23 protein-coding genes are annotated in these 22,772 nt (G+C 72.7%); 5 read left to right on the top strand and 18 right to left on the bottom strand.

The features are described from left to right. Window positions 1-262 precede the first annotated feature (262 nt). From ABJI51_RS02790 to ABJI51_RS02760, 7 genes are all read right to left on the bottom strand, one after another. The gene (locus tag ABJI51_RS02790) at window positions 263-904 is read right to left on the bottom strand and encodes a class I SAM-dependent DNA methyltransferase (RefSeq protein WP_348947313.1); all 642 of its coding nucleotides are present in this window, start codon (window positions 902-904) and stop codon (window positions 263-265) included. 16 nt (window positions 905-920) lie between these two features. Continuing rightward, window positions 921-3,254, bottom strand: coding sequence for a phosphoketolase family protein (locus ABJI51_RS02785; RefSeq protein ID WP_348947312.1), 2,334 nt, complete (start codon window positions 3,252-3,254; stop codon window positions 921-923). Then, window positions 3,251-4,144 (bottom strand): universal stress protein, encoded by an 894-nt coding sequence (locus tag ABJI51_RS02780; protein ID WP_348947311.1) that lies wholly within the window; start codon window positions 4,142-4,144, stop codon window positions 3,251-3,253. The genes ABJI51_RS02785 and ABJI51_RS02780 overlap by 4 nt, the downstream gene beginning before the upstream one ends. Further along, window positions 4,141-4,749 (bottom strand): CBS domain-containing protein, encoded by a 609-nt coding sequence (locus tag ABJI51_RS02775; RefSeq protein WP_348947310.1) that lies wholly within the window; start codon window positions 4,747-4,749, stop codon window positions 4,141-4,143. The genes ABJI51_RS02780 and ABJI51_RS02775 overlap by 4 nt, the downstream gene beginning before the upstream one ends. A gap of 143 nt (window positions 4,750-4,892) precedes the next feature. Beyond that, window positions 4,893-5,783 (bottom strand): universal stress protein, encoded by an 891-nt coding sequence (locus tag ABJI51_RS02770; RefSeq protein WP_348947309.1) that lies wholly within the window; start codon window positions 5,781-5,783, stop codon window positions 4,893-4,895. Then, entirely contained in the window at window positions 5,767-6,366 is a 600-nt protein-coding gene (locus ABJI51_RS02765) for a CBS domain-containing protein (protein ID WP_348947308.1), read from the bottom strand. Before ABJI51_RS02765 ends, ABJI51_RS02770 begins: the two co-directional genes overlap by 17 nt. Window positions 6,367-6,387: 21 nt before the next feature. Further along, window positions 6,388-7,200 (bottom strand): universal stress protein, encoded by an 813-nt coding sequence (locus tag ABJI51_RS02760; RefSeq protein ID WP_348947307.1) that lies wholly within the window; start codon window positions 7,198-7,200, stop codon window positions 6,388-6,390. Between the two features lie 285 nt (window positions 7,201-7,485). Between ABJI51_RS02760 and ABJI51_RS02755 the strand changes: the two genes are divergently transcribed. Next, a complete protein-coding gene (locus ABJI51_RS02755) occupies window positions 7,486-8,556 on the top strand; it encodes a site-2 protease family protein (protein WP_348947306.1) in 1,071 nt (356 codons plus the stop codon). Window positions 8,557-8,600: 44 nt separating this feature from the next. Here the strand turns inward: ABJI51_RS02755 and ABJI51_RS02750 are convergent, their stop codons facing one another. From ABJI51_RS02750 to ABJI51_RS02740, 3 genes are all read right to left on the bottom strand, one after another. Beyond that, window positions 8,601-9,731, bottom strand: a complete 1,131-nt coding sequence (locus ABJI51_RS02750; protein WP_348947305.1) for an IS30 family transposase — start codon at window positions 9,729-9,731, stop codon at window positions 8,601-8,603. 165 nt (window positions 9,732-9,896) lie between these two features. Next, window positions 9,897-10,532 (bottom strand): CBS domain-containing protein, encoded by a 636-nt coding sequence (locus ABJI51_RS02745; protein WP_348947304.1) that lies wholly within the window; start codon window positions 10,530-10,532, stop codon window positions 9,897-9,899. 19 nt (window positions 10,533-10,551) lie between these two features. Further along, window positions 10,552-11,385 carry a universal stress protein gene (locus ABJI51_RS02740; protein WP_348947303.1) on the bottom strand — a complete coding sequence of 278 codons (834 nt, stop codon included), beginning with the start codon at window positions 11,383-11,385 and terminating at the stop codon, window positions 10,552-10,554. Between the two features lie 286 nt (window positions 11,386-11,671). Between ABJI51_RS02740 and ABJI51_RS02735 the strand changes: the two genes are divergently transcribed. Then, window positions 11,672-12,625: a magnesium transporter CorA family protein gene (locus ABJI51_RS02735; protein ID WP_348947302.1), complete on the top strand. Its 954-nt coding sequence runs from the start codon at window positions 11,672-11,674 to the stop codon at window positions 12,623-12,625. Here ABJI51_RS02735 and ABJI51_RS02730 read toward each other — a convergent pair. The 7 genes from ABJI51_RS02730 to ABJI51_RS02700 all read right to left on the bottom strand — a co-directional run bounded on the left by ABJI51_RS02730 (window position 12,603) and on the right by ABJI51_RS02700 (window position 20,336). Beyond that, window positions 12,603-15,209: a cation-translocating P-type ATPase gene (locus ABJI51_RS02730; RefSeq protein ID WP_348947301.1), complete on the bottom strand. Its 2,607-nt coding sequence runs from the start codon at window positions 15,207-15,209 to the stop codon at window positions 12,603-12,605. The genes ABJI51_RS02735 and ABJI51_RS02730 overlap by 23 nt on opposite strands. Further along, on the bottom strand, window positions 15,209-15,730 hold the full coding sequence (locus ABJI51_RS02725; RefSeq protein ID WP_348947300.1) for a flavodoxin family protein: 522 nt from the start codon (window positions 15,728-15,730) through the stop codon (window positions 15,209-15,211). The genes ABJI51_RS02730 and ABJI51_RS02725 overlap by 1 nt, the downstream gene beginning before the upstream one ends. Before the next feature lie 105 nt (window positions 15,731-15,835). Beyond that, window positions 15,836-16,549: a hypothetical protein gene (locus tag ABJI51_RS02720; protein ID WP_348947299.1), complete on the bottom strand. Its 714-nt coding sequence runs from the start codon at window positions 16,547-16,549 to the stop codon at window positions 15,836-15,838. A gap of 17 nt (window positions 16,550-16,566) precedes the next feature. After that, complete coding sequence (locus ABJI51_RS02715) at window positions 16,567-16,932, bottom strand: hypothetical protein (protein ID WP_348947665.1); 366 nt, start codon at window positions 16,930-16,932, stop codon at window positions 16,567-16,569. A 32-nt stretch (window positions 16,933-16,964) separates the two neighbouring features. After that, window positions 16,965-17,333: a roadblock/LC7 domain-containing protein gene (locus tag ABJI51_RS02710; protein ID WP_348947298.1), complete on the bottom strand. Its 369-nt coding sequence runs from the start codon at window positions 17,331-17,333 to the stop codon at window positions 16,965-16,967. Between the two features lie 359 nt (window positions 17,334-17,692). Further along, window positions 17,693-18,922, bottom strand: coding sequence for an acetyl-CoA hydrolase/transferase family protein (locus ABJI51_RS02705; protein WP_348947297.1), 1,230 nt, complete (start codon window positions 18,920-18,922; stop codon window positions 17,693-17,695). Window positions 18,923-18,959: 37 nt separating this feature from the next. Further along, window positions 18,960-20,336 carry an MFS transporter gene (locus ABJI51_RS02700; RefSeq protein WP_348947296.1) on the bottom strand — a complete coding sequence of 459 codons (1,377 nt, stop codon included), beginning with the start codon at window positions 20,334-20,336 and terminating at the stop codon, window positions 18,960-18,962. Window positions 20,337-20,420: 84 nt separating this feature from the next. Here ABJI51_RS02700 and ABJI51_RS02695 point away from each other — a divergent pair, with 84 nt between their 5' ends. From ABJI51_RS02695 to ABJI51_RS02685, 3 genes are read left to right on the top strand one after another with little or no spacing between them, the layout of a single operon-like run. After that, window positions 20,421-20,738, top strand: a complete 318-nt coding sequence (locus ABJI51_RS02695) for an ArsR/SmtB family transcription factor (protein ID WP_348947295.1) — start codon at window positions 20,421-20,423, stop codon at window positions 20,736-20,738. 55 nt (window positions 20,739-20,793) lie between these two features. Continuing rightward, window positions 20,794-21,330 (top strand): RNA polymerase sigma factor, encoded by a 537-nt coding sequence (locus tag ABJI51_RS02690; protein WP_348947294.1) that lies wholly within the window; start codon window positions 20,794-20,796, stop codon window positions 21,328-21,330. A gap of 14 nt (window positions 21,331-21,344) precedes the next feature. Continuing rightward, a complete protein-coding gene (locus ABJI51_RS02685; protein WP_348947293.1) occupies window positions 21,345-21,797 on the top strand; it encodes a peroxiredoxin family protein in 453 nt (150 codons plus the stop codon). A 121-nt stretch (window positions 21,798-21,918) separates the two neighbouring features. Here the strand turns inward: ABJI51_RS02685 and ABJI51_RS02680 are convergent, their stop codons facing one another. After that, window positions 21,919-22,758 carry an LLM class F420-dependent oxidoreductase gene (locus ABJI51_RS02680; protein ID WP_348947292.1) on the bottom strand — a complete coding sequence of 280 codons (840 nt, stop codon included), beginning with the start codon at window positions 22,756-22,758 and terminating at the stop codon, window positions 21,919-21,921. Between the last annotated feature and the right edge of the window lie 14 nt (window positions 22,759-22,772).

Below are 22,772 nucleotides of genomic sequence, written 5' to 3'. Positions count from 1 at the left end.
CTGAAGGGCACTTTCCTTGCATGTGACGCAAGGAAAGTGCCCATCAGTGCACCAGATGAGAGGAAGGTGCCCTTCAGCTCAGCGTGAGCCGGCAGCCCCGGAGACCGGACCCGGCGAGCCTGCTCCTCCACGTCATGAACGACTCGTTCATGACGTCAGACGAGGTGAACGACTCGTTCATGACGTCCGGTCACCCGCTCCCCGGCTGTCGCTTAGCCTCGCGTGTCCTTCACAGCCAGGGAAAGGCGGAGTGTGGCAAGGGTCAGGCGGGCTTGCGGGCCAGCAGGTAGGCCTGGGGCACCTTCTCGGACGGCAGTGGCTCCCGCACCAGCCGGGCTTCCAGTTCCAGCCCCGCGCCGGTGAGCAGCTCGGCCACGAAGTCCGGCCGGAGGCGGTAGGCGTCGAGGGAGACCTCGCGGCCGAAGCCCTGCGAAACACTCAGCCGCTCGTCCCCGACCTGGAACGCCGTCAGCAGCCGTCCGCCGGGGGCCAGTACCCGCGCCAGCTCTGCCAGCACCGCCGGCAGGACCTCCGGCGGGGTGTGGATCAGCGAATACCACGCCAGCGCGCCGGCCAGGGTCCCGTCGTCCAGCGGCAGTGCCTCCAGCGAGCCGACTTCGAACCGCAGTCCGGGACACGCCCGGCGGGCCGCGTCGACCATGCCCGGGGAAAGGTCGATCCCGAACACGTCCAGGCCGAGCGAGGCCAGGTGTCCGGTGATCCGGCCCGGGCCGCAGCCCAGGTCGCCGACCGGGCCGGTGGTGCCGACCAGCTCGGCGAACGTGGCCAGCATCGCGCGGTCCCACGGGTTGCCCGCCAGCGCGTCGCGGTGCGCCTCGGCATACCGGTCGGCGATCGTGTCGTAGGAAGCCCGGGTCCGGGTCACGTGCGCAGGTTCGGTCACGAACCAGAACCTATCGTCAGCCTTCCCACGTCCAGTTCCGGATCTCCGGCAGGTCCTCGCCGTGGGCCAGGATCCACCGCCGGTGCCGTCCCTGGGCCTCGGTCATCTTCTGCCGCAGGACCCCGGCCGTCGCGGAGAGGCCCGGGACGCGGTCGAGCACGTCGATCACCAGCTGGAACCGGTCCAGGTGGTTGAGCACCAGCATGTCGAACGGCGTGGTCGTCGTGCCGTGCTCGGTGTAGCCGCGCACGTGCAGCCCGGCGTGGTTCGCCCGGCGGTAGGCCAGCCGGTGGATCAGCCACGGGTAGCCGTGGTAGGCGAAGATCACCGGGCGGTCCGGGGTGAACAGCGCATCGAACTCCCGGTCCGAAAGTCCGTGCGGATGCTCCGACTCCGGTTGCAGGCGCATGAGATCCACGACGTTCACCACACGCACAGCCAGCGAAGGCAGCTGCTGCCGAAGGATCTTCGCAGCGGCCATGACCTCCAGCGTGGGTGCGTCTCCCGCGCAGGCGAGGACGACGTCGGGCTCGCGGTCGGTGTGCGTGCTCGCCCACTCCCAGATGCTCACCCCGCGCGCGCAGTGCAGCGCCGCCTGCTCGGCGTCGAGCCAGTTCGGCGTGTCGTTCTTGCCCGCCACGATCACGTTCACGTAGTCCCGGGACCGCAGGCAGTGCGCCGCGACCTCCAGCAGCGTGTTGGTGTCCGGCGGGAAGTACACCCGCACGACCTCGGCGCTCTTGTTCGCGACGTGGTCGACGAAACCCGGGTCCTGGTGGGAGAACCCGTTGTGGTCCTGCCGCCACACGTGCGAGGTCAGCAGGTAGTTCAGCGACGCCACCGGGCGCCGCCACGGGATCTGCCGGTGCACCCGCAGCCACTTGATGTGCTGGTTGACCATCGAGTCGACGATGTGCACGAACGCCTCGTAGCAGGAGAACAACCCGTGCCTGCCCGACAGCAGGTAGCCCTCCAGCCAGCCCTGGCACAGGTGCTCCGACAGCACCTCCAGCACCCGGCCGTCGCGGGCCAGGTGCTCGTCGACCGGCGCCACGCCCGCCTGCCACTGCTTGGCGGTGACGTCGTAGACCGCGTCGAGGCGGTTGGACGCCGTCTCGTCCGGGCCGAACAGGCGGAAGTTCGCCCGGTCGGCGTTGAGCGCGAAGACGTCCCGCAGGAACCGGCCCAGCACCCGGGTCGGCTCGGCGGCTGTCGCGCCCGGTGTAGTGACCGCGACGGCGTGGGCCGCCGGGTCCGGCACCGTTAACGGCCGCAGCAGCACGCCGCCGTTGGCGTGCGGGTTCGCACCCATCCGCCGCTGTCCCGCCGGGATCATCGCCGTGACGTCGGCGACCGGACGGCCGGCCTCGTCGAACAGCTCCGCGGGACGGTAGGAGAGCAGCCAGTCCTCCAGCTGCTTCAGGTGATCCGCGTTGGTCCGGACCTCCGACAGCGGGACCTGGTGCGCGCGCCACGTGCCCTCCACCGGCACACCATCCACAACGGACGGACCGGTCCAGCCTTTCGGGCTGCGCAGCACGATCATCGGACGGCGGCCGAGGTCGGCGACGGCCGAGTCGAGCGCGGCGGCCATCGCCTGGTGCATCGCCGCCGGGTCGCTGCCTTCGACGTACATCGGGGCGTAGCCGTAGCCGCGCAGCAAAGCGTCCAGTTCGGACGGTGGGATCCGGGACAGCAGGGTCGGGTTGGCGATCTTGTAGCCGTTGAGGTGCAGGATCGGCAGCACCGCGCCGTCGCGGACGGGATCGAGGAACTTGTTGGCGTGCCACGATGTCGCAAGGGGTCCGGTCTCGGCCTCGCCGTCGCCGACCACGCACGCCACCAGCAGGCCCGGGTTGTCGAACGCGGCACCGAAGGCGTGCGCGAGCGAGTAACCCAGCTCGCCGCCTTCGTGGATCGAGCCGGGCACCTGCGGCGCGACGTGGCTGGGCACCCCGCCGGGGAAGGAGAACTGCCGGAACAGCTCCGCCATCCCTGCGGCGTCCTGCGTCACCTCGGGCCACGCCTCGGTGTAGCTGCCTTCGAGCCAGGTGTTGGCCAGCAGGGCCGGGCCGCCGTGGCCGGGGCCGGTGACCAGCATGGCGTCGAGGTCGTGGGCGAGGATCGCGCGGTTGAGGTGCGCGTAGACGAAGTTCAGGCCGGGTGAGGTCCCCCAGTGCCCGAGCAACCGCGGCTTGACCTGCCCGGGCCGCAGCGGCTCGCGCAGCAGCGGGTTGGCCATCAGGTAGATCTGGCCTGCCGACAGGTAGTTCGCGGCCCGCCAGAGGGCATCCACCTGCGCAAGTTCGGTGCGGTCCAGGACGTCCGGGCGTTCGTCGACGGCGGTCATGCCGCCGGCTCCGGGCGGACCACGAGCACCGGGCAGCCGGCGTGCTGGACCAGCGCCTGGCTGGTCGAACCCAGGAGCATGCCGGTGAACCCGCCACGGCCCCGGCTGCCCACGACGACCAGCTGCGCTTCCGCGGAGAGGTCCAGCAGCGCGTGCCGCGGCCGGTCGCGCACGAGCAGGCGCCGGATCTCCACGTCCGGGTACTTCTCCTGCCACCCCGCGAGCCGCTGGCCCAGCAGCCGTTCCTCCCCCTCTTCGAGGGATTCCGGCTGGGTCAGGATGCGCGCGCTGCCGAAGGCGTCCTCATAGGTGACGTCGTTCCAGGCATGCACCGCGACCAGCGGAACACCGCGCAGCGAAGCCTCCTCGAACGCGATCGCGACGGCCTGTTCGCTGTTGGGCGTGCCGTCGATGCCGACCACCACCGGTCCGCTGCCCGGACTGAGCGTGCCGCGGACGACAGCGACCGGGCAGTGCGCGTGCCCGGCGACCGCCGCCGCGGTGCCGCCGATCAGCATGTCGGCGAACCCGTCGCGGCCGGTCCGGCCGACGACGAGCATCCGGGCGTGCCGGGACTCCTCGATCAGCGTCGGCACCGGCGGATCGTTGCGCAGCTCGGTCACGACGACCAGGTGTTCGTCGATCGACGCGGCGAGCGCGCGGGCCTCGGCGACGGCCCGTTCGCCGTCGGCCTGCACCGCCTCGAACAGCGTCGCCGCGCCGATGCCGGTCATGCCGCCGCCGTAGTAGAGCCCGGCGATCTGCAGGCCGTGGACGATCTTCAGCTGAAGGTGCCGCAGCGAGGCGATCCTCGCCGCCCACGCGACAGCGGCGGCCGAGCCCGCCGAACCGTCGACGCCGACGGTGATCCTCGGGTCGTGTGCGGTCATCGTGTCTGCTCCTCACCCGCGTAAGCGGTGTCGGCGGCGACGACGCCCGGCACGGCGAGCGCCAGCAGCTGGGCGACGTGCCGGTCGGTGTCGTCGTCGAACCGGTCGGTGATGTGCACGAACCCGTCCCGGACACCGACCTGCCAGCGGCCGCTCCCGCCGTAGATTTCCAAGCGGTGCTTGACATCCCGGGCGATCTCGCTGTCATCGCGAGCGAGGACGCGCACGATGTCGCCGCGGGTGACGATGCCGATGACGGCCGCGCCGTCGACGATCGGCATCGCCCGGATCCGGGCGTCCACCAGCGCCTGGCACAGCTCGGCGAGGTCGGTGCCGCCGTCCATGGCGGTGGCGGGGCTGGTCATCAGGTCGCCCACCGGCTTGCCCGCCGTGGCTTCGCGGGGTTCGTGGACGTAACGGGGATCGGCCGGGATGCGGCCGCGGATCAGGTCGGCCTCGGTGACAATGCCGACCAGCCGGTCATCGTCGTCGACGACGGGCAGCGCGGTGAAACCGTGCGCGGCCAGCAGTCCGGCCGCTTCCTTCGCGGACGTCCAGGGATGCACGGTGATCACCGGCGCGGTCATCAGGTCGCGTGCTCGCATCGGGGTTCCTGCCTTTCGGGGTCACCTTCCAACGTAGGGAGGCGAGGGCCGGAGAACCGCTGGCGTCGGTCACCGTTCGCGGGGACTTACGTCCCTTCGCGGGAGCGGAGTCCACAAAGGACCGACGTCCCGGCGACCGTCTGCTAGGGCCGGACGACGGCGACCGGGCACGGCGAATGCGCGATCAGCGCCTGGCTGGTCGAGCCGAGCAGCATGCCGGTGAACCCGCCGCGGCCACGGCTGCCGACCACGATCAGCTGCGCGTCCTCGCCGCGGTCCAGCAGCGTGCGCACCGGGCGGCCGCGGACGACCTCCAGCTCGATCGGCAGGTCCAGGCACTTGCGCTGCCAGCCCACGACCTGCTCGGCGAGCCTGGCCCGCTCCTCCGCCGCGATCCGCACCGGGTCCTCCGCCAGCGGGTGCGGGCGCAGCATGCCGTCGGCGAGCACGTCGCTCCAGGTGTGCACCACGACGAGCGCGGTGCCGCGCAGCCGCGCCTCCTCGCAGGCGAACGCGATCGCGGCCTCGCTGTCGGGCGAGCCGTCGGTGCCGACGATCACCGGCCCGGTGTGCGGCGGCGGAGCGTCCGGGGTGCGGCCGCGGACGACGGCGATCGGGCAGTGCGCGTGCGCCGCGACCGCGACGGCCGTCGAACCGACGAGCAGGCCGGTGAACCCGCCCAGCCCGCGCGAGCCCAGCACGACCAGCTCGGCATGCTGCGACTCCTGGACCAGCGCCGTCACCGGGCTCCACTCGCGGGCAGCGGCGACGACTTCCAGCCCGGGATGTTCGGCCAGCACGGCGGCTTCCGCTTCGGCCAGCCACTCCGCGGCCCGCCCGGCCAGGCCGGCCCGCACCTGGTCGTGCGCCCCGAACGCGACCGGCGCCTTCACCTGCGGGAGCGCGTAGACCTGCACCAGCCGCAGCGGCCGCCCGCGCCGGACGGCTTCGGCACCGGCCCAGACGGCGGCCCGCCGCGCGGACGCGGAGCCGTCGATCCCGGCGACGATCGCGTGGTCAGTGAACGCGGGCATGCCTGTCCTCTTGGTGGAGGAGATCCGCCAGCTCGACGCCGACCACGCCGTACACCGTCTTCGCCAGCGCCGTCACGACGCGGCGCTCGGCCTCGTCGGTGAACGCGCCGCGGATCGTCACCATGCCGCCGGTCACCGAAAGCAGCCACCGGTCGCGGTGGCCGCTGTAGTCGGCGAGCAGGGCGTTGAGGTGCGAGGCGATCGAGTCGTCCTGGCGTACCAGCGGGCTGAGCATGTCGCGGCGGCTGACGATGCCCACGAGCACGCCGTCGTCGTCGACCACCGGGATGCTGCGCAGCCGGTCGCCCAGCATGCGGCGGGCGATCTCGGCCACGTCGGTGCCGAGGCCGACCGTCTCCGCCGGCGCGGTCATCGCCGTGGCGACCAGCGCGTCCGGTGCCGCGCCGGCGATCCCGCTGCGCAGCGCGTCCGCCTCGGTGAACACGCCGAGCACGGTGTCGTCCTCGCCGACCACCGGCAGCGCCGCGACGCAGTGCTCGGTGAGCAGCACGATCCCCTCGCGGACCGGCGTCGCGGGGCCGACGCGCACCACCGGCCTGGTCATGATGTCGCGTGCCTTCACGACGGCTCCTCTCCTGGAGTTTCAGTGCACGACCGCGACCGGGCAGGCCGCGTGCGCGAGCAGGGCGTTGCCGGTCGAGCCCAGGACCCCGCCGGTGACCGGGCCGCGGCCGCGCGTCCCGACGACGACCAGCCGGGCGTCGGGCGCGGCGTGCCGCAGGGCGCGGGCCGGGTCACGGTCGCGCACGGCCTGGGTGAAGACCTCGAGGTCCGGGTACTTGGCACGCCAGCTCGCGACGCGCGTGTCCAGCTCCTGCTGCTCCGCGACGCCGTCGCCGTCGCCGTCGTGCCAGGCATGCACGACGAGCACCGGCGCCCGTGTCACGGCGGCCTCCTCGAAGGCGAACCGCAGCGCGTGCTCGCTGGACTCGGACGCGTCCACACCGGCGACGACGGGCCCGGTCCGGCCCGGCTGGTGTCCCGGCACCACGACCACGGGACAGGACGCCTCCGCGGCCACACGCAGGGCGACCGAGCCGATCAGCGCGCCACGCAGGCCGCCGAGGCCGTGCGACCCGAGGACGATCAGCGCCGCGTCAGCCGCGTCGGCGAGCAGCAGGTCGGCCGCGAGGCCGAGCCGCACGGCCGTCTCGATCCGCACGCCGGGCGCCCATTCGCGGGCGACCGCGGCGGCGCGGCGGAGAAAGCGGTGGACGTGTTCGAGCAGCAGTTCGTCCTGGTCCCGCGGCGAGGCGCTGTCGAAGACGCAGGCGTGCAGCAGCCGCAGCGTGGTGTCGCGCCGCCCGGCCTCCCGGGCCGCCCACCGCACGGCGGCGATCGACGCCGCCGAAGCGTCCACCCCGGCCAGCACGGGCCGGTGCGCGGTTGCGGTCATCAGGTCCTCCTCGGGGGTCGGGACCAGCATGGCCGGGGCGCGTCCTGGCCGGTCAGGGCACGAAGTCCCTTTCGCCGGGGACCAAATCCGCCTGCCGCCACGACCGTCGTCCGGCAATACCGGGCCTCGCCCAGCCGCCGGGTTGCCTTCCCGTCGTCGGCGAGCAGCCGCCGTGATCCGGCGCGACGAAGCCGTCCCTGGCTGCGGAGCGCAGGGTCTTTGGTCCCTCACGCCGGGGCGGTGTGGCCCTCGCCCGCGTGCGTGCCCGGGAGGACCGTCTTCAGGATGCATGCCACGTTCCCGCTCGGGCGCCCGGCCGGCATCCGCGTCGGCGCGCACTGGTCCGTGTTCCCCGTCATGGCGCTGCCGGCCCAGGTGCTCGCGCAAGTCCTGCTTCCGGCGGCCGTCCCGGGGCTGTCCCCGGTGGTGTCCTGGGCGACCGGCGTGACCGGGTCGGTCGTGTTCCTGACCTCGCTGCTGGTCCACGAACTCGGCCACGCGATCGCCGCGCAGCACCGCGGGCTCGACGTCGACGGCATCACGCTGTGGCTGCTGGGCGGCAGCACCGAGCTGCCCGAAGAGCCGCCGGACCCGCGGACCGCGTTCGCCGTCGCGGTAGCCGGACCGGTGGCGAGCCTGCTGGCCGGTGCCGGGTTCCTGGGTGTTTCCCTGCCAGCGTCCGGCGTCACCGGCGTCACGCTGGCCTGGCTGGGCTGGGCGAACCTGGTCCTGGCGGCGGTCAACCTGCTGCCCGGCACGCCCCTGGACGGCGGCCGCGTCCTGCAGGCGGTTGTCGGGACGCTCACCGGCGACCGGCGGCGGGCCCGGACGGCCGCGGCCCGCACCGGCCGGGTCCTCGGCCTGGTGGTCGCCGGCATCGGGCTGGGGCAGCTGCTGTGGTCCGGCGGCTTCGCCGGGTGGTGGCTGCTCGGGATCGGCTGGTTCCTCGCGAGCGGCGCCGGAGCGGAACCGGCCCGCGAACGGCTCGGCCGCGTCCGGCTCGGCGAGATCATGACGCCCGACCCGGTCACGGCCCCCGGCTGGGACACCGTGGAGGGGTTCGCCGAGCAGGCCGCGGCGGGCCGGTTCCGCGCCTACCCGGTGGTGGCGTCCGACGGGCGGCCGCTCGGGGTGGTGAGCCGGGCGGCACTGGCCCGGGTCCCCGGACACGCCCGCACGGCGACCCGGGTGGCGGACATCTGCGCCCGGCCACCGGCCTGCCTGGTGGCACCACCGCAGACCCCGCTGGCCGCGGTGCTGGACGCGATCGGCGGCCAGGACCTCGTCCTGGTGGTTTCGGACGGGGTGCTGGTCGGGGTGGTCAGCTCCGCGGACGTCGCCGAGCTGGTGGCCTGAGCGGTCTGCCGCGGCTTGTCGTGAGTGAGAAACAGTGGGTGGATTCAAGCGGTTGTTGCAACTGGGTCTTGTGTGGACAGTAGCATCGTGAGGCGTTCGGCTGGGGTGTCCCAGCCGAGGGTTTTGCGGGGGCGGCCGTTGAGTTCGGCGGCTACTTTTGCCAGGTCAGCCGGGGTGTGGACTGATAGGTCGGTGCTTTTGGGGAAGTACTGGCGCAGCAGGCCGTTGGTGTTTTCGTTGGTGCCGCGTTGCCAGGGTGAGTGCGGGTCGCAGAAGTAGATGGCCATCTCGGTGGCCATCGTGATGGTGGCATGCTGAGCCATCTCGGTGCCCTGATCCCAGGTCAGCGACCTGCGCAGCTGCTCGGGCAGCCCGCGGATGACGGTGATCATCGCTTCGGCGACCGCGGTGGCGTCTTTGCCGTGGGGCAGGTGCAGCAGCAGGCAGAACCGGGTGCTGCGTTCGACCAGGGTCCCGATCACCGACCGGCTGTCCTGGCCGACGATCAGGTCGCCTTCCCAGTGCCCGGGCACGGCCCGGTCGGCGGCCTCGGCGGGCCGGTCGGAGATCGGGACCATCCCGGCGATCTTGCCCTGGCGGGTGCGTCGCCCGTCCGGGGTGCGCTGGGGTGTGCGCAGGGCTCGGCCGGTGCGCAGGCATGCGGCCAGTTCGCGGCGTAGTGCGCCGCGGCCTTGGACGTAGATGGCCTGGTAGATCGTTTCGTGGGTCACGTGCATCCTCGGCTGGTCGGGGAAGTCCCGTTTCAGCCTGGCAGCGATCTGCTCGGGTGACCACCGCGCGGTCAGGTCCTGCTGGACCCGGTCGTGCAGGACCTGGTTCTCGGCGAGTTTCGCCGGTTTCGGTCGTGTTGCCCGTTGCTCGGCGGCGTGCTGGGCGCTGCTGGCCCGGTATCCGGTCAGGGTGCTGTTGCGGTCCAGTTCTCGCCCGATCGTGGACCGGTGCCGGCCCAGCCGCCGCGCGATCTCCGCATTCGGCAGGTGCTGGGCGTGCAGGACCATGATTTCCTCGCGTTCGGCCAGCGAGAGATAGCGGCCCGAGCAGGCTGTCGGCGCGTTGGTGATCACGCCTCCAGCCTGCTCGAACAACCGTCTCCCGCTGGCCCGCGACACGCCCGCGGCCACCGCGGCCCGCTCGACGGGCAGACCCGCCCGCATCTGATCCCAGAACGCCACACGAGCGTCACGGGACAGCCACCGACGACGTTTCCCGGCCACCACAACACCTCCCACACCAGGTGTTGCAACCACCACTAGAACCCAAGGTGTTCTAACCCTGTTTCTCACTCACGACCGCGGACCGGCGGCGGGCGGGAGCGTCCTTCAGGCCACGTCGTTCCAGACGTAGTCGAGGCGGTTGCGGACCTCCACGACGCCGGACAGGTCGCGGATCAGCCGCGTCACCGGGTCGATGTCGCTGCGCCGCTCGACCCGACCCACCACCGTCACCACGCCCGCCCGGACCTCGATCCGGACCCGGTCCGGTCCGAGGTGCAGCTGCTCCCGCAGCACCCGGTCGCGGATCTCGCGCTCGAGGTCGGCGTCGCCGCGGGTGAACACGCGGACCAGGTCGCGCCGCGACAGCACGCCCGCCGGTTTCCCGCCCCGCAGCACGAACAACCGGCGGACGCCGGTGCGGGCGAACTTCGTGGCGGCCGAGGCGAGCGAGTCGTCCGCGTCGATCGTGACGACCGGACTGGTCATCAGGTCCTTCGCGGTGCACGCCGTCGCCTTGCGGGCGAGCCGGCGGTCGCGGCGGCGCGGCTTCGGGTCGTCCCACAGGTGCGGCAGGAGGTCGGCTTCGGAGACGACGCCGACGAGCACGCCCGCCTTGTCGACGACGCCGACCGCGCTGATCCCGTTGCCGGTGAGCAGCTGGGCGATGTCCTTGAACGGCGTCCGGGCGGGGACGGTGATCGGGTCGGCGGTCATCACCGCGGACACCGTGGTGCTGGTCATGCTGGAACTCCCTTGCGGTTCAGGCGGTTGCGGTGCGGACGACCATGACCGGGCACGCCGCGTGGTGCAGCAGAGCCTGGCTCGTCGAGCCGAGGACGAGGCCGGCAAACCCGCCGCGGCCGCGGCTGCCGACGACGACGAGCCGGGCAGCACGGCTCGCCGCGAGCAGCCGGTGGCGCGGCTTGCCGTGCTCGACCCGGCGCTCGACGGAGACGTCGGGGTACTTCTCCTGCCAGCCGGCGAGGACGCGACGGCAGGACTCCTCCAGGATTTCGCCGGGGACGTTGCCATCGCTGATGGAGACGGCCACGAGCGGGGCGTGCGACAGCGACGCTTCTTCGAAGGCCCACGCGATCGCGGCCTCGCCGAGCGGGCTGCCGTCGACGCCGGCGACCACCGGGCCGTCGTCGCTCTCGTTCCCCCGCACGACGACGACCGGGCAGTGCGCGTGCGCGGCGAGGTCGACGTCGGGCGAGCCGCTGAACAGGCCCTCGATCGCCCCGACCGGCTCGCCGGTGACGAGGAGCCTCGCCCGCTCGGACACTTCGAGCAGGCCGGGAACCGGCCCGCGGTCGCTCGCCTCGGTGGCGATCTCCAGCCCGGGAACGGCGGCTTCGAGCGTCGCCCGCGTCTGCCGCAGCAGCTGGTCGGCTTCGGCTTCCCGGACCACGAGCCAGTCCGACGGCGGGTACATCCGGCCGCCGAACCCGGTGTCTTCGTAGCCGTAGGCGGTGTAGACGAGCAGCGCGGTGCGCCGCCGGGCGGCTTCCCCGGCCGCCCACAGCGCGGCCGCGGCGGCGGTTTCCGAGCCGTCCACGGCCACGACGACCGGCAGGTTTCCGGATGCGGTCATGAGCTTTCCTCCGGGATGCAGTGCGTGCTCCCGACGGTAGGTCCCGCGCCGCCGTCCGGCTGCGGCCGTTCGTCCCCGCCCGCGGTGACCTTCGGCAGCCGTCACGTCCGGCCGCGGCCGGAAGTCCCGCCGCCGGAGGACTTCCGGCCGCAGCCGCCGGAGCCGGTGGCTGCCTACCGTCGGGCGGACGAACCGCCGATCGTCCCCGGCGGAGGCCGGAGCCCGAGGAAAGTGAGGTTCACCATGGACCCGCACCCCGCCACGGCCGCGCCCGAGCACTGAGCCGATGACGCGCAGCCGGCTGTACCGCAGCGGTGTCCTCGACCGCGAGAACTTCCCCGCCGCCGAGGCCGCGGGCCACCTCGCCGACCCGTCGGTGACGCTCTGGCTGGACTTCGACACCCCCACCGCCGCCGACCTGGCCGTGCTCACCACCGAACTCGGGCTGCATCCGCTGGCCGTCGCGTCCGTCCTCGACGAAGACCACCAGCGCCCCAAGCTCGTCCGCTACGCCCGGCATTCGTTCCTCGCCGCCTACGCCGTGCGCGTGACCGACGGCGAGCTGGCCGCGGCGGAACTCGACGCCTTCGTCACCGACCGGGTGCTGATCACCGTGCACCGCAACGGAACCACCGACGTCGACGCCCTCACCGCACGCTGGGACGCCACCCCGGAGCTGGCCAAGAGCGGCGCCGCGTTCCTGCTCCACGGCCTGCTGGACTACCTCGTCGACGGGCACCTCGACGCCGTCCAGGCACTCGACGAGCAGGTCGAAGCCCTCGAAGACCTCGTCTTCGACGACCACGTCGACCACACCGGCCTGCAGCGCCGGTCCCTGCGCCTGCGCCGCAGCCTCGGCCGCCTGCGGCACCTGGCCGTGCCGATGCGGGAGATCGTCGCCGCCCTGATGCGCCGCGACGACACGCTCCTGCCGTACTTCCAGGACGTCTACGATCACGTCCTGCGCGTCACCGAGTGGACCGAGTCCCTGCGCGAGCTGATCGCCACGATCCGCGAAACACAGCTGAGCATCCAGGGCAACCGGCTCAACACCATCATGAAGAAGGTCACCAGCTGGGCGGCCATCATCGCCGTGCCGACCGCGATCACCGGCTTCTACGGCCAGAACATCCCGTACCCGGGCTTCGGCCAGGCCTCGGGCGTGTGGGTGTCCACTGTGGCCATCCTGCTCATCTCCGCGACCCTGTACGTGCTGTTCAAGCGGAAGGACTGGCTCTGACCCGCCGTCGCGCGGCTGTGCCGAGCCGGTGCCACAGCAGCTTGTCCGTCTCCACCACCGCGAACGCCGCCACCGCGGCACCGAGCACCCACAGCCACGAGGACACTCCGACCGGGGCCGTGTGGAATCCCGTGTTCAGCACCGGCACGTACGTCAGCAGCAGCTGCAGCCCGGCCGTCAATCCCAGCCCCAGCACGAACATCCGGCTGTGCCCCGGCCAGGCCCGCAGCACCGGCCGGTCCGGGACGCGGCAGCTGACCAGGTACGCCGCCTGCACACCCACGAACACGTTGATCGCCGTCGTCCGGGCCTCCGCCACTGACGCACCCCACGCCAGCTGCAGGCGATAGGCGGCGAAAGCCGCCACGACCAGCAGGAGCGACACGAGCACCACCCGCCGCAGCAGGGAACCGGTGAACAACGGCCGCTCGGGCGGCCGCGGCGGGCGTCGCATGATCCCGTGCTCGGTCGGCTCGAACGCCATCGTCAGGCCGAGGAACACGGCCGTGGTCATGTTGATCCAGAGGATCTGGACCGGCACGATCGGCAGCGTCGCGCCGAGCAGGATCGCCACCAGCACCACCATGCCCTCGCCGATGTTCGCCGGCAGCGTCCACGCGATGAACTTGCGCAGGTTGTCGAACACCCCGCGGCCGACCCGCACCGCGGCCTCGATCGAGGCGAAGTCGTCGTCGGTCAGGATCATGTCCGCGGCCTGGCGTGCCGCGTCGGTCCCGCCCGAGCCCATGGCGACGCCGATGTCCGCACGGCGCAACGCCGGCGCGTCGTTGACCCCGTCGCCGGTCATCGCGACCACGTGCCCGCGCCGCTGCAACGCCCTTACCAGGTCGAGCTTCTGGCCCGGCGACACCCGCGCGAACACCTGCGTGCCCGCCACGGCCGCGTCGAACTCCTCCTCCGGCAGCGCGGCCAGCTCGGCCCCGGTGAGGACCCGGCCGGAAGCCAGGCCCACCTCGCCGGCCACCGCCCGCGCGGTCCCGGCGTGGTCGCCGGTGATCATCTTGACGTCGATGCCCGCGCTCCGGCAGGCCGCGACCGCGGCCACCGCCTCCGGCCGCGGCGGATCGTGCATCGCCTGCAGGCCCAGCAGGGCAGGCGTGGTGCCCGGGGTGATCCGCGCGAAGGCCAGCACCCGCAGGCCCCGCCCGGTGAGGGTGTCGTGGACGCGGGCGAGCGCTTTCCGGTCCAGTGCCCGGATTCCGCCGCCGGGGAGCAGCTCGTCCGTGCACCGGGCCACGACTTCTTCGACCGCGCCCTTGACGTAGGTGATTCCCTTGTGGACGGTCGTCATCGTCCGCGTCTCGGACTCGAACGGCACGGTGTCCGTCCGCGGCGCGGCGGCCCGGATCGCGGCCGGGTCCAGGCCCGCCGCAATCGCCGCGCCGAGCAACGCGATCTCGGTCGGATCCCCTTCCTCGAGTTCCGCGTCGTTGCACAGCACCCCGGCCACCAGGCATTCGCGCAGCGCCGAGCCTGCCTCGGCCGGGGTGAGCAGCACACCACCGGCCGCGAGGGTCGTCACGGTCATCCGGTTGCGCGTCAGGGTGCCGGTCTTGTCGGTGCAGATCACCGTCGTGCCGCCGAGGGTCTCGACAGCCGGGAGGTGCCGGACGATCGCGCCGCGCCGGGACATCCGCACGACACCGATGGCCAGCACGATCGCCACCGCGGCCGGCAGCCCCTCGGGGATCGCGCCGACGGCGAGGGCGACCACCGCGGTGAACATCTCCGGCGCCGGGGTGCCGCGCACGACGCCGAGCACGAACGCCGCGGCCGAGACGGCGACGATCACCACGCTCAGCTGCCGCGAAAACCGCGCGAGCTTGCGCGTCAACGGCGTCGCGACGGCTCCGGCCGTGGCGACCAGGTGCTGGATACCACCCAGCTGCGTCGCGCCGCCGGTGGCGGTGACCAGGCCCCGCGCCCGGCCGCGGGTCACCAGCGTGCCCGAGTACGCCGAGCCGGTCCGGTCGGCGACGGGCGCGTCCGCGGCCACCGGCCCGGCGGACTTCACCACCGGCACCGACTCCCCGGTCAGCGCCGACTCGTCGATCTCGGCCCGGTTCACCGCCACCAGCCGGACGTCGGCGGGCACGCGGTCACCCGCGGCCAGTTCGACGACGTCGCCGGGCACCAGCCGCGCGGCCGGGATGCGGCGCGGGACGCCGTCACGGACGGCGGTCGCCTCGACCGGGACCATGGCGGACAGCGCGTCCAGCGCCCGTTGCGCCCGCGACTCCTGCACGAAGCCGACGACCGCGTTGAGCAGCACCACCCCGGCGATCACCGCGGCGTCGACGTGCCCGCCGAACACCCAGGTCACCACGCCCGCGAGGAGCAGGACGTGGATGAGCGGGTCGTGGAACTGCGCCAGCAGCCGCCGGAGCGGACCCGGCCCGGGTGGTTCGCGCACGACGTTCTCGCCGAAGCGCCGCAACCGCGTTTCGGCCTCGCTGTCGCTCAGGCCACGCCCGGGGTCCACGGCCAGCCGCTCGGCGACGGCGCTTGCCGGCAGCGCGTGAAACGGGCCGGTCGCGGAGGCGCTGGCCGGGAGCACGGCCATCAGACGAGCGTGCGGCGCAGGGCCGCCCCGAGCGCCGCGCCCCACGCCTCGGCACGGGCCAGCTCGCCGGGGACGGGCCCGGCGTCGACCGGATCGGTGCCGACGAAGAAGCTCTCCGGGGGCGCCATCATCCGGCACCCGAGCCGCCGCAGCCGCTTGGCCGCGCCCAGTGACGCCGCGCCGGTGAGCACCCGCGGCTTGCCGACGCGGGTGTCGAAGGTCGCGACCGGCAGCCCGGCCGGCACCGGCCCGAGCGAATCCAGCCACTCGCGCACCCCGGTGTGCGAGTGCGGCTCGTAGCCGACCTGGTCCGCGGCCGCCTTCCGGGTCGCGGCGCGGCTCATGGCGTGCACGTGGGTGGGGCCACCGGCGACGAGCAGGCCGACGCCGGTGAGGTCCCGCGGCGCTTTGTCGACGTTGTGCACCTCCACCGGGACGGACACCGCGATGCCCGCGGCAATCGCCTGCGCCACCTTCTCGGTGCCGCCGAACATCGACTCGAAGACGACGATGACACGCATGACCGTTCCTCTCAGCGCTCGGCCGGCAATCTTCGGGTGTGTCCAGCAAATCGCGTGCCGGTGCTGTCCACCGCTGGCGAACGCCACCGGCACGGAGGCCCTCGGTCACCAGGGGCAGGGACCACCGGCCCCTTCCCGTGCGGCACCCCTCAGGGGCAGGATTTCCACTGCCAGCCCCAGAATCCGCGTGGTGCGGCGGCGGCGGAAGCGGCCGCGGGCGGGGCCGCCGTCCGGCAGCTCGGCCGTGAACGCCCGGCGCTGCGCCGAGGTCGCCGAGCGCCAGCGCATCGCCAGCACCGGGCGGACCGGCGCGATGAACCCGCGCACCCGCTCGTGCGCGCCGGCCAGCCTGGCCTCGTATTCGCGGTCCGGGCGGTAGGCCAGTTCCAGGTCGATCAGCGGCTCCGCGCCGCCCGCGCGGTGGTGGCAGCGCGACAGCATCCGGGCCAGCTCCTCCATCGCGCCCCGGACCAGGCAGGGCATCTGGTCCTGCCAGCGGCCGAACCGCGGGGCGTTGACCGACGCCGGGGTCACCTCGCCTGCCAGCACGATCAGGGCCCGGACCGGCGATCCGGCCAGCTCGACGCGGATCCGCCGTCCGGTCGCGTCGACGAAGAAGCGGGGTACGCGCCCGGCCATGACGGTGTCCGACCGCCGCCGGATCCACTCGCCGACGGCGTCGGGGGACGGCCAGGACGACACGAACGTGAACGCCAGCTCGTCGCCGGTGAGGGTCATGGTCACCGGGAACAGCGAACCGAGGTCGTGCATGAACGCCGAGCCGATGACGAGTGCGGCGCGGGAGCCGCCTCCGGTCATCGCCTCCTCCTCCCGTGCTACACCTGCAGGTCCGACTCGATGCGTTTGAGGTAGTGCCGGGCCAGCGCGAGGTTCGCCCGCTCCCGGTCCAGCACCAGGTACAGGAACAGCGGGTTGCGCGTGGAGTTCAGCAGCCGGATCAGGTGGTACTGGCGGTGCAGCGTGATCAGGATGTCCTCGATCGTGTCGTTGAGCGCGAGCGAGGACATCACCCGCAGTTTCGACCGCACGACCTCGGTGTTGCCCGCCGCGGCGACCTCCAGGTCAAGCCAGTCACCGCCGCCGGCGGTGCCCAGCGACATCCCGCTTTCGTAGTCGGCCAGCGCGACCCCGACCGCCCCGGTGATCGACATGGCTTCCTTGAGCGCGGCGTCGATGTTCATCATCATCTTCTGTCCTTTCGCAGACGGATTTCCTACGCGGCCAGGATGGCGCCGATCCGCTCGATGACCGGCCGGGATTCGAAAAGGAGCCGCCCGACGTTGAGCCCTTTGCCGCCCAGCACCACCATCAGCGCGAGCCTGCCGACGGCGTGGACGGCCAGGTAGCCGTCGCTGCCGAACACGACGGTCTGGTGCAGCGTGCCCCGCCCGGTGACCTCGGCCGCCTGGCGGGCGATCCCCAGGTCGGCGGCGGCGAGTGCGGACACCTTCGCGGGATCGATGTCGTCGGCGGCGTCGGCGATGATGGGGATCCCGTCGACCGCGGCCAGCACCGTGCCGGTCACCCCGGCGACATTCTCCCGCAGGCTGCGCAGCTCGCCGGCGAGCGCTTCGAAGTCCAAGAGTGTTTCTTTCTGCGATGCAAAATTGCCGGAAGTGGCGGCTCGGAACACTACCGTCGGCATCACTTCCCGCCAATCAGCACGAGGAAGCTTTTCCGGGTATTACCCGATCGAGTGAAACGGAATTGCGCTCGTAACGGGAACAAATCGACGGAACATTGATCACGGGCCGATCGGCTGCTGTGTTTCCGTATTACCGGGCAGCCCCGGGAAATGCGGCGACACCGTGCACGCGGACCACGGCACGCCGGTCCGCCAGGGGCGAGGCCGCCACCAGGGCGCGGGACGCCGGACACGCTGCGCGACGACCCCGGGCGAGCCGTCCCCGGATCGGCTCAGCAGCCGTCGGTGAACGGACGTCAGTCCAGCGCGAAGCCCAGCTCCCGGCCGCGCTCGCGCAGCTCGTCCCGCGCCCGCGGATGCGCCACGCGGTCCACGATCTGCCGCGCCTGCTCGTCCGCGTCGTGCCCCCAGATGGCCGCAACACCGTGCTCGCTGACGAAGAAGCTGTGCTGGAACGACGTCACCGGCCCGGCCAGCCGCGGCACGACCGTCGACACGCCGGCCTTCGGATGCCACGACGGCAGCGCGATGATCGCCCGGCCGCCCGGGGAATGCAGGGCGCCGACCACGAAGTCGGTCTGGCCGCCGAAGCCCGAATAGATCGCGCCACGGACGCGGCTGGCGTTGGCCTGGGCGTAGAGGTCGACCTCCAGCGCGCTGTTCACCGAGACCAGGCGCCGCTGCCGGGCGATCACCGCCGGGTCGTTCGTCTTCTCCGTGCGCAGCAGCCGGACCCGCGGGTTGCGGTCGACCCACTTGTACAGCTCGTCGCTGCCGAACACGAACGATGCCGTCACCGGCTCGGCCGGGTCGAGCGCGCCGGCGCGGTCGAGGGCGAGCACGCCGTCGCTGAACATCTCCGACCACACCGCCAGGCCGCGGCGGCCGGTCAGCGCGGCGAGCGTCGCGTCCGGGATGCCGCCGATGCCCAGCTGCAGCGTGGCGCCGTCCTCGACCAGGCCGGCCACGCGCGCGCCGATGTCGCGCGCGGTGTCACCCAGCGCCCGCGGCACCGGCGAGCGCAGCGGCTCCTCGGCCTCCAGCGCGTAGTCGATCTCGTCGACCGGCACCAGGCCGTCGCCGTGCGTGACCGGCATCCGCGGGTTGAGCTGCGCGACGACCAGGCCGCCGCGAGCCCGGACGGCCTCGATCGCCGCGGGCAGGATGTTGACCTCCGTACCCAGCGACACGACGCCGTCCACGGGCACCGAGGTGTGCACCAGCACGACGTCCGGTGGCAGGGACTGCTTGAGCAGCTGCGGCACCAGCGACAGCCGCGACGGGAAGTACCGCAGCCCCGCCCGGCCCCGCATGCCCGGCCCGACGAAGGGCGTCTCGAGCAGCACGCCCGGCCGGTCCGGCAGGCCGGCCTGGGCGTTCAGGGCGAACAGCCGGTACTCGGCGACGTTCGCGTCGAGGACGGCCAGCGCCCGCGACGGCGTCGCGAAGTTCCCGCTGACCACGACCCGCGGCACGGGCACGCCGGCCAGCACCGCACCCAGCTGACGCTCCGACAGCACCCGCATCCGCCCACACTCCCGATCTCACTGCCCCCGGGTGTGATCATGCCCGACCGAGGTCCACCAGCCGCCACGCGGTGAACCCGGCGGCGGCCAGGGTGACCACGCCCGCCACCACGAACGCGCTGTCCAGGCCTGCCTCGAAGGTCGCACCGGCGGATTCGCGGGCGCGTACGACCGCGCCGAGCACCGCCACGCCCAGCACCGCGCCGATCTGGCGGGCCGTGCTGCTGACGCCCGAAGCGAGACCGCCCTCCTCCCGGCCGGCCGCCTGGATCGCCGCGCCGGTCAGCGGGGACATCGTCAGCGCGAACCCGGCGCCGGTGACCGCCAGGCGCCACCAGACGTGGCCGTAGCCGGTGTCCGCGTGCACGAAACCCAGGGCCAGCAGGCCGGTTCCGGCCAGGGCCAGCCCGGCGGTGACCACGATCCGGAAGCCGTGCCGGGCCGCCAGCCGTCCCGCGTAGGGGCTGACGAGGACCATGGCCAGCGGGGCCGGGAGGGTCCGCAGGCCCGCCTCCAGCACCGAACTTCCCTGCACCGCGACGAAGAACTGCGAGAAGAAGAACGACGAGCCCATCAGCGCGAACCCCACCACGACCATGGCCGTGGCGGACACCGTGAACAGCCGCTCCCGGAACAGCCGCAGCGGCAGCATCGGCGTCGCACTGCGGGCTTCGACGGCGACGAACGCGGCGAGGAGCACCGCTGCCGCGACGAAGCTGCCCACGATCACCGGAGACGTCCAGCCGCGCGAACCGCCTTCGATCAGCCCGTAGGTCAGCGCCCCGACACCCAGGACGGACAGGACCGTGCCCGGGACGTCGATCTCGGGCGCGCCGGGGTTGCGGGACTCGGCCAGTGCGCGGCGGCCTGCCAGCAGGAGCAGCACCCCGATCGGCACGTTCACCAGGAAGATCGACGGCCACCCGAAGGCCTGCACCAGCAGCCCGCCCGCCACCGGGCCGGCGGCAAGGCCGATCCCGCTGAACCCGGCCCACAGCCCGATGGCCTGGACGCGCTCCCGCGGGACGGGGTGGGCGGCGGCGAGCAGCGCCAGCGACGCGGGGCTCAGCGCCGCGGCGCCGATGCCCTGCGCGACGCGCCCGGCGACCAGCCAGCCGAGCGAGGGCGCGGCGGCGCACAGCACCGACGCGGCGGTGAACACCGCGACGCCGGCCAGGAACACGCGCCTGCGGCCGAACCGGTCGGCGAAGACGCCGCCGGACAGCAGCAGCATCGCGACCAGCAGGACGTAGGCGTCGACGATCCACTGCAGACCGGTCAGCCGCGTGTGCAGCCGGTCCTGCATGTCGGGCAGCGCGGCGCCGACGATCGTGCTGTCCAGCAGCACCATGAACTGACCGAGGCAGGCCACGGCGAGTACCGCGGCGCGGCCTGGGCGGATGACTACGGCCACAGCCGAACCCCCAAGTCCGAGACGACCTGCCCGACCATAGTTCGATAATCCCGAACTGTCGAATGGCGCGGTATCGTGCGAGGCATGCGACCCCTGCCCCAGCCCGCCCGCGAGGCGCTGACGCTCGCGCCGGTCCTGCACGCCCTGGGTGACCCGGTGCGCCTGGAACTGGTCCGCCGGGCCGAGGACCGGCCCGAATCGACGTGCGCCGCGCTCGCCGACGGGCTGGGCGTCCCGCTGTCGACGCTGACCAACCACTTCCGGATCCTGCGCGAAGCAGGCGTGATCACGATGACCGTCGACGGCAGGCACCGCCGGATCCGGCTGCGCACCGCCGACCTGGCCGAGCGCTTCCCGGGGCTGCTCGACCCGATCCTGCGCCTGGCCGCAGACCCGGAGTGAATCCTTTCGCCGTCCCGTGCCCTCTTATGGGTGTCACGTCGAGAGGAGCACCGAGATGGCCGGGACCGGCTGGGTGAGCGAACAGCTCGTCGAAGCCGCACAGGGCGGTGACCTGGCATCACTCACCGCCGTCGTGCACGGGGCGCACCCGCACGTGCGGCGCTTCGCCGACCACCTCTGCGCGTCCAGGCAGGACGCCGAGGACGCGGCGCAGGAAGCCCTCATCGTGCTCTACCGCAAGATCGGCTCCCTGCGGGCGACGGCGGCGCTGGCGTCCTGGATGTTCCGGATCGTCCGGAACGAATGCCTGCGCCGCGCCCGGCGGCTGCTCGACGACACCGGCAGCCCCGCCGCCCTTGCCGCGTCGGCGTCGGCTGAGGACGAGGTCCTCGACCGGCTCGAAGCCGCCCGGATCGCCGAGGCGATCCGGGCGCTGCCGGACGTCCAGCGCCGCGTGCTCGTCCAGCGCGACGTCCTCGGCCTGCCCGGCCGGACGGTCGCCGAAGCGCTCGGGCTCAGCACCGCGGCGATGAAGTCCCACCTCCACCGGGCCCGCACCGCACTGCGGGCCCGGCTGGACACCACACCCTGACGAAAGGATTTCCCGTGCTGCGAACCGGATCCCCCGCACCGGAGCTGGAGCTGGCGGACACCGAAGGACGGACCGTCCGCCTCGCCGGCTTCCGCGGCGAGGCGGTGCTGCTGTACTTCATGCGCTCGACGTCGTGCCCGGTGTGCCGTCGGCACGTCCGCGACCTCGCCGAGCACCCGCCCGGCGACGTCCGCGTGCTGGTCGTCGTCCCCGACGACCGGGCGACCGCGGCGGCGTGGCGGGCCAAGCACCGGATCCCGTTCCCGGTCCTCACCGGCCGCGGGTCCGCACCGCACGAGGTGATCGGCCTGAGCCGCGCGCTCTTCGGGACAGTGCAGCGGTCCGGCAGCGTTCTGGTCGACGCCGAGGGCGTCGTCCGCCACGCCCACGGCGCCACCCTGCCGACCGGCAGTTACGACAAGGAAGGGATCGCCACGGCCGTCGCCGCGCTGCACGCCCCGGCCTGAGCCCACCGCGTGGGCTGAAAGGGACTTTCCTGGCGTCTGACGCAAGGAAAGTCCCTTTCGCTGCACCAGACGAGACGAACGTCCCTTTCAGCCCACCCCGGCAGACCGTCCGCCGAACCGGTCAGCGCAGCGGCTCGAGCGCCTTCGCCAGCGGCTCCAGCACGGCCGGGGTGTGCGGCGGCGGCAGGATGACAATCGCCAGGTCCAGCCCGGCTTCGCCGAGCGCCTCCGCTTCGGCCGCGACCTTGGCGACGTCACCGTCACCATCCAGCCGGACGTGCGAGGACAGCGTGATCTCCGCCGGGTCGCGGCCGAGGTCGGCGCAGTGGCTGTGCAGCACATCACGCTTTCGGGCGAATTCTTCGGGCGAGCCGCCGACGAAGTTCCAGTGCTGGGCGTACTTCGCGGTCGTGCGCAGCGTCCGCTTCTCGCCGCTGCCGCCGATGCAGATCGGCGGATGCGGCTTCTGCACCGGCTTCGGCTCGCAGCGCGCGTCGGTCAGCTGGTAGTGCTCGCCCTGGAAGGTCGTCGTCTCCTTGGTCAGCAGGCCGACGAGGACTTCGCACGCCTCCTCGAACCGGTCGCTGCGTTCCTTGACCGAGCCGAGCTGCATGCCGTACGCGCCGGACTCCTCTTCGTTCCAGCCCGCGCCGATGCCGATCTCCAGCCGCCCGCCGGACACGATGTCGAGCGTGGCCGCCATGTTCGCCAGCAGCGCGGGGTGGCGGTAGTGGATGCCGCTGACCAGGGTGCCGAGCCGGAGCCGTTTCGTGGCCTGTGCCAGCGCGGTGAGCGTCACCCAGCCTTCCAGGCAGGGTCCGGTCGGGTCGGAGAAGATCGGGTAGAAGTGGTCGAACGTCCAGGCGGACTCGAACAGCTCGATCTCGTCGGCGGCCTGCCACACGGCGAGCATGTCGGCCCATTCGGTGTTCTGCGGTGAGGTCTTGATGGCGAAGCGCATGATATTCAGCGTAT

The organism is Amycolatopsis melonis (genome assembly GCF_040064235.1).
GTDB lineage: Bacteria > Actinomycetota > Actinomycetes > Mycobacteriales > Pseudonocardiaceae > Amycolatopsis > Amycolatopsis melonis.
Note: the sequence above shows the minus strand (reverse complement) of the source record. Positions and strands in the feature narration are given on the sequence as shown.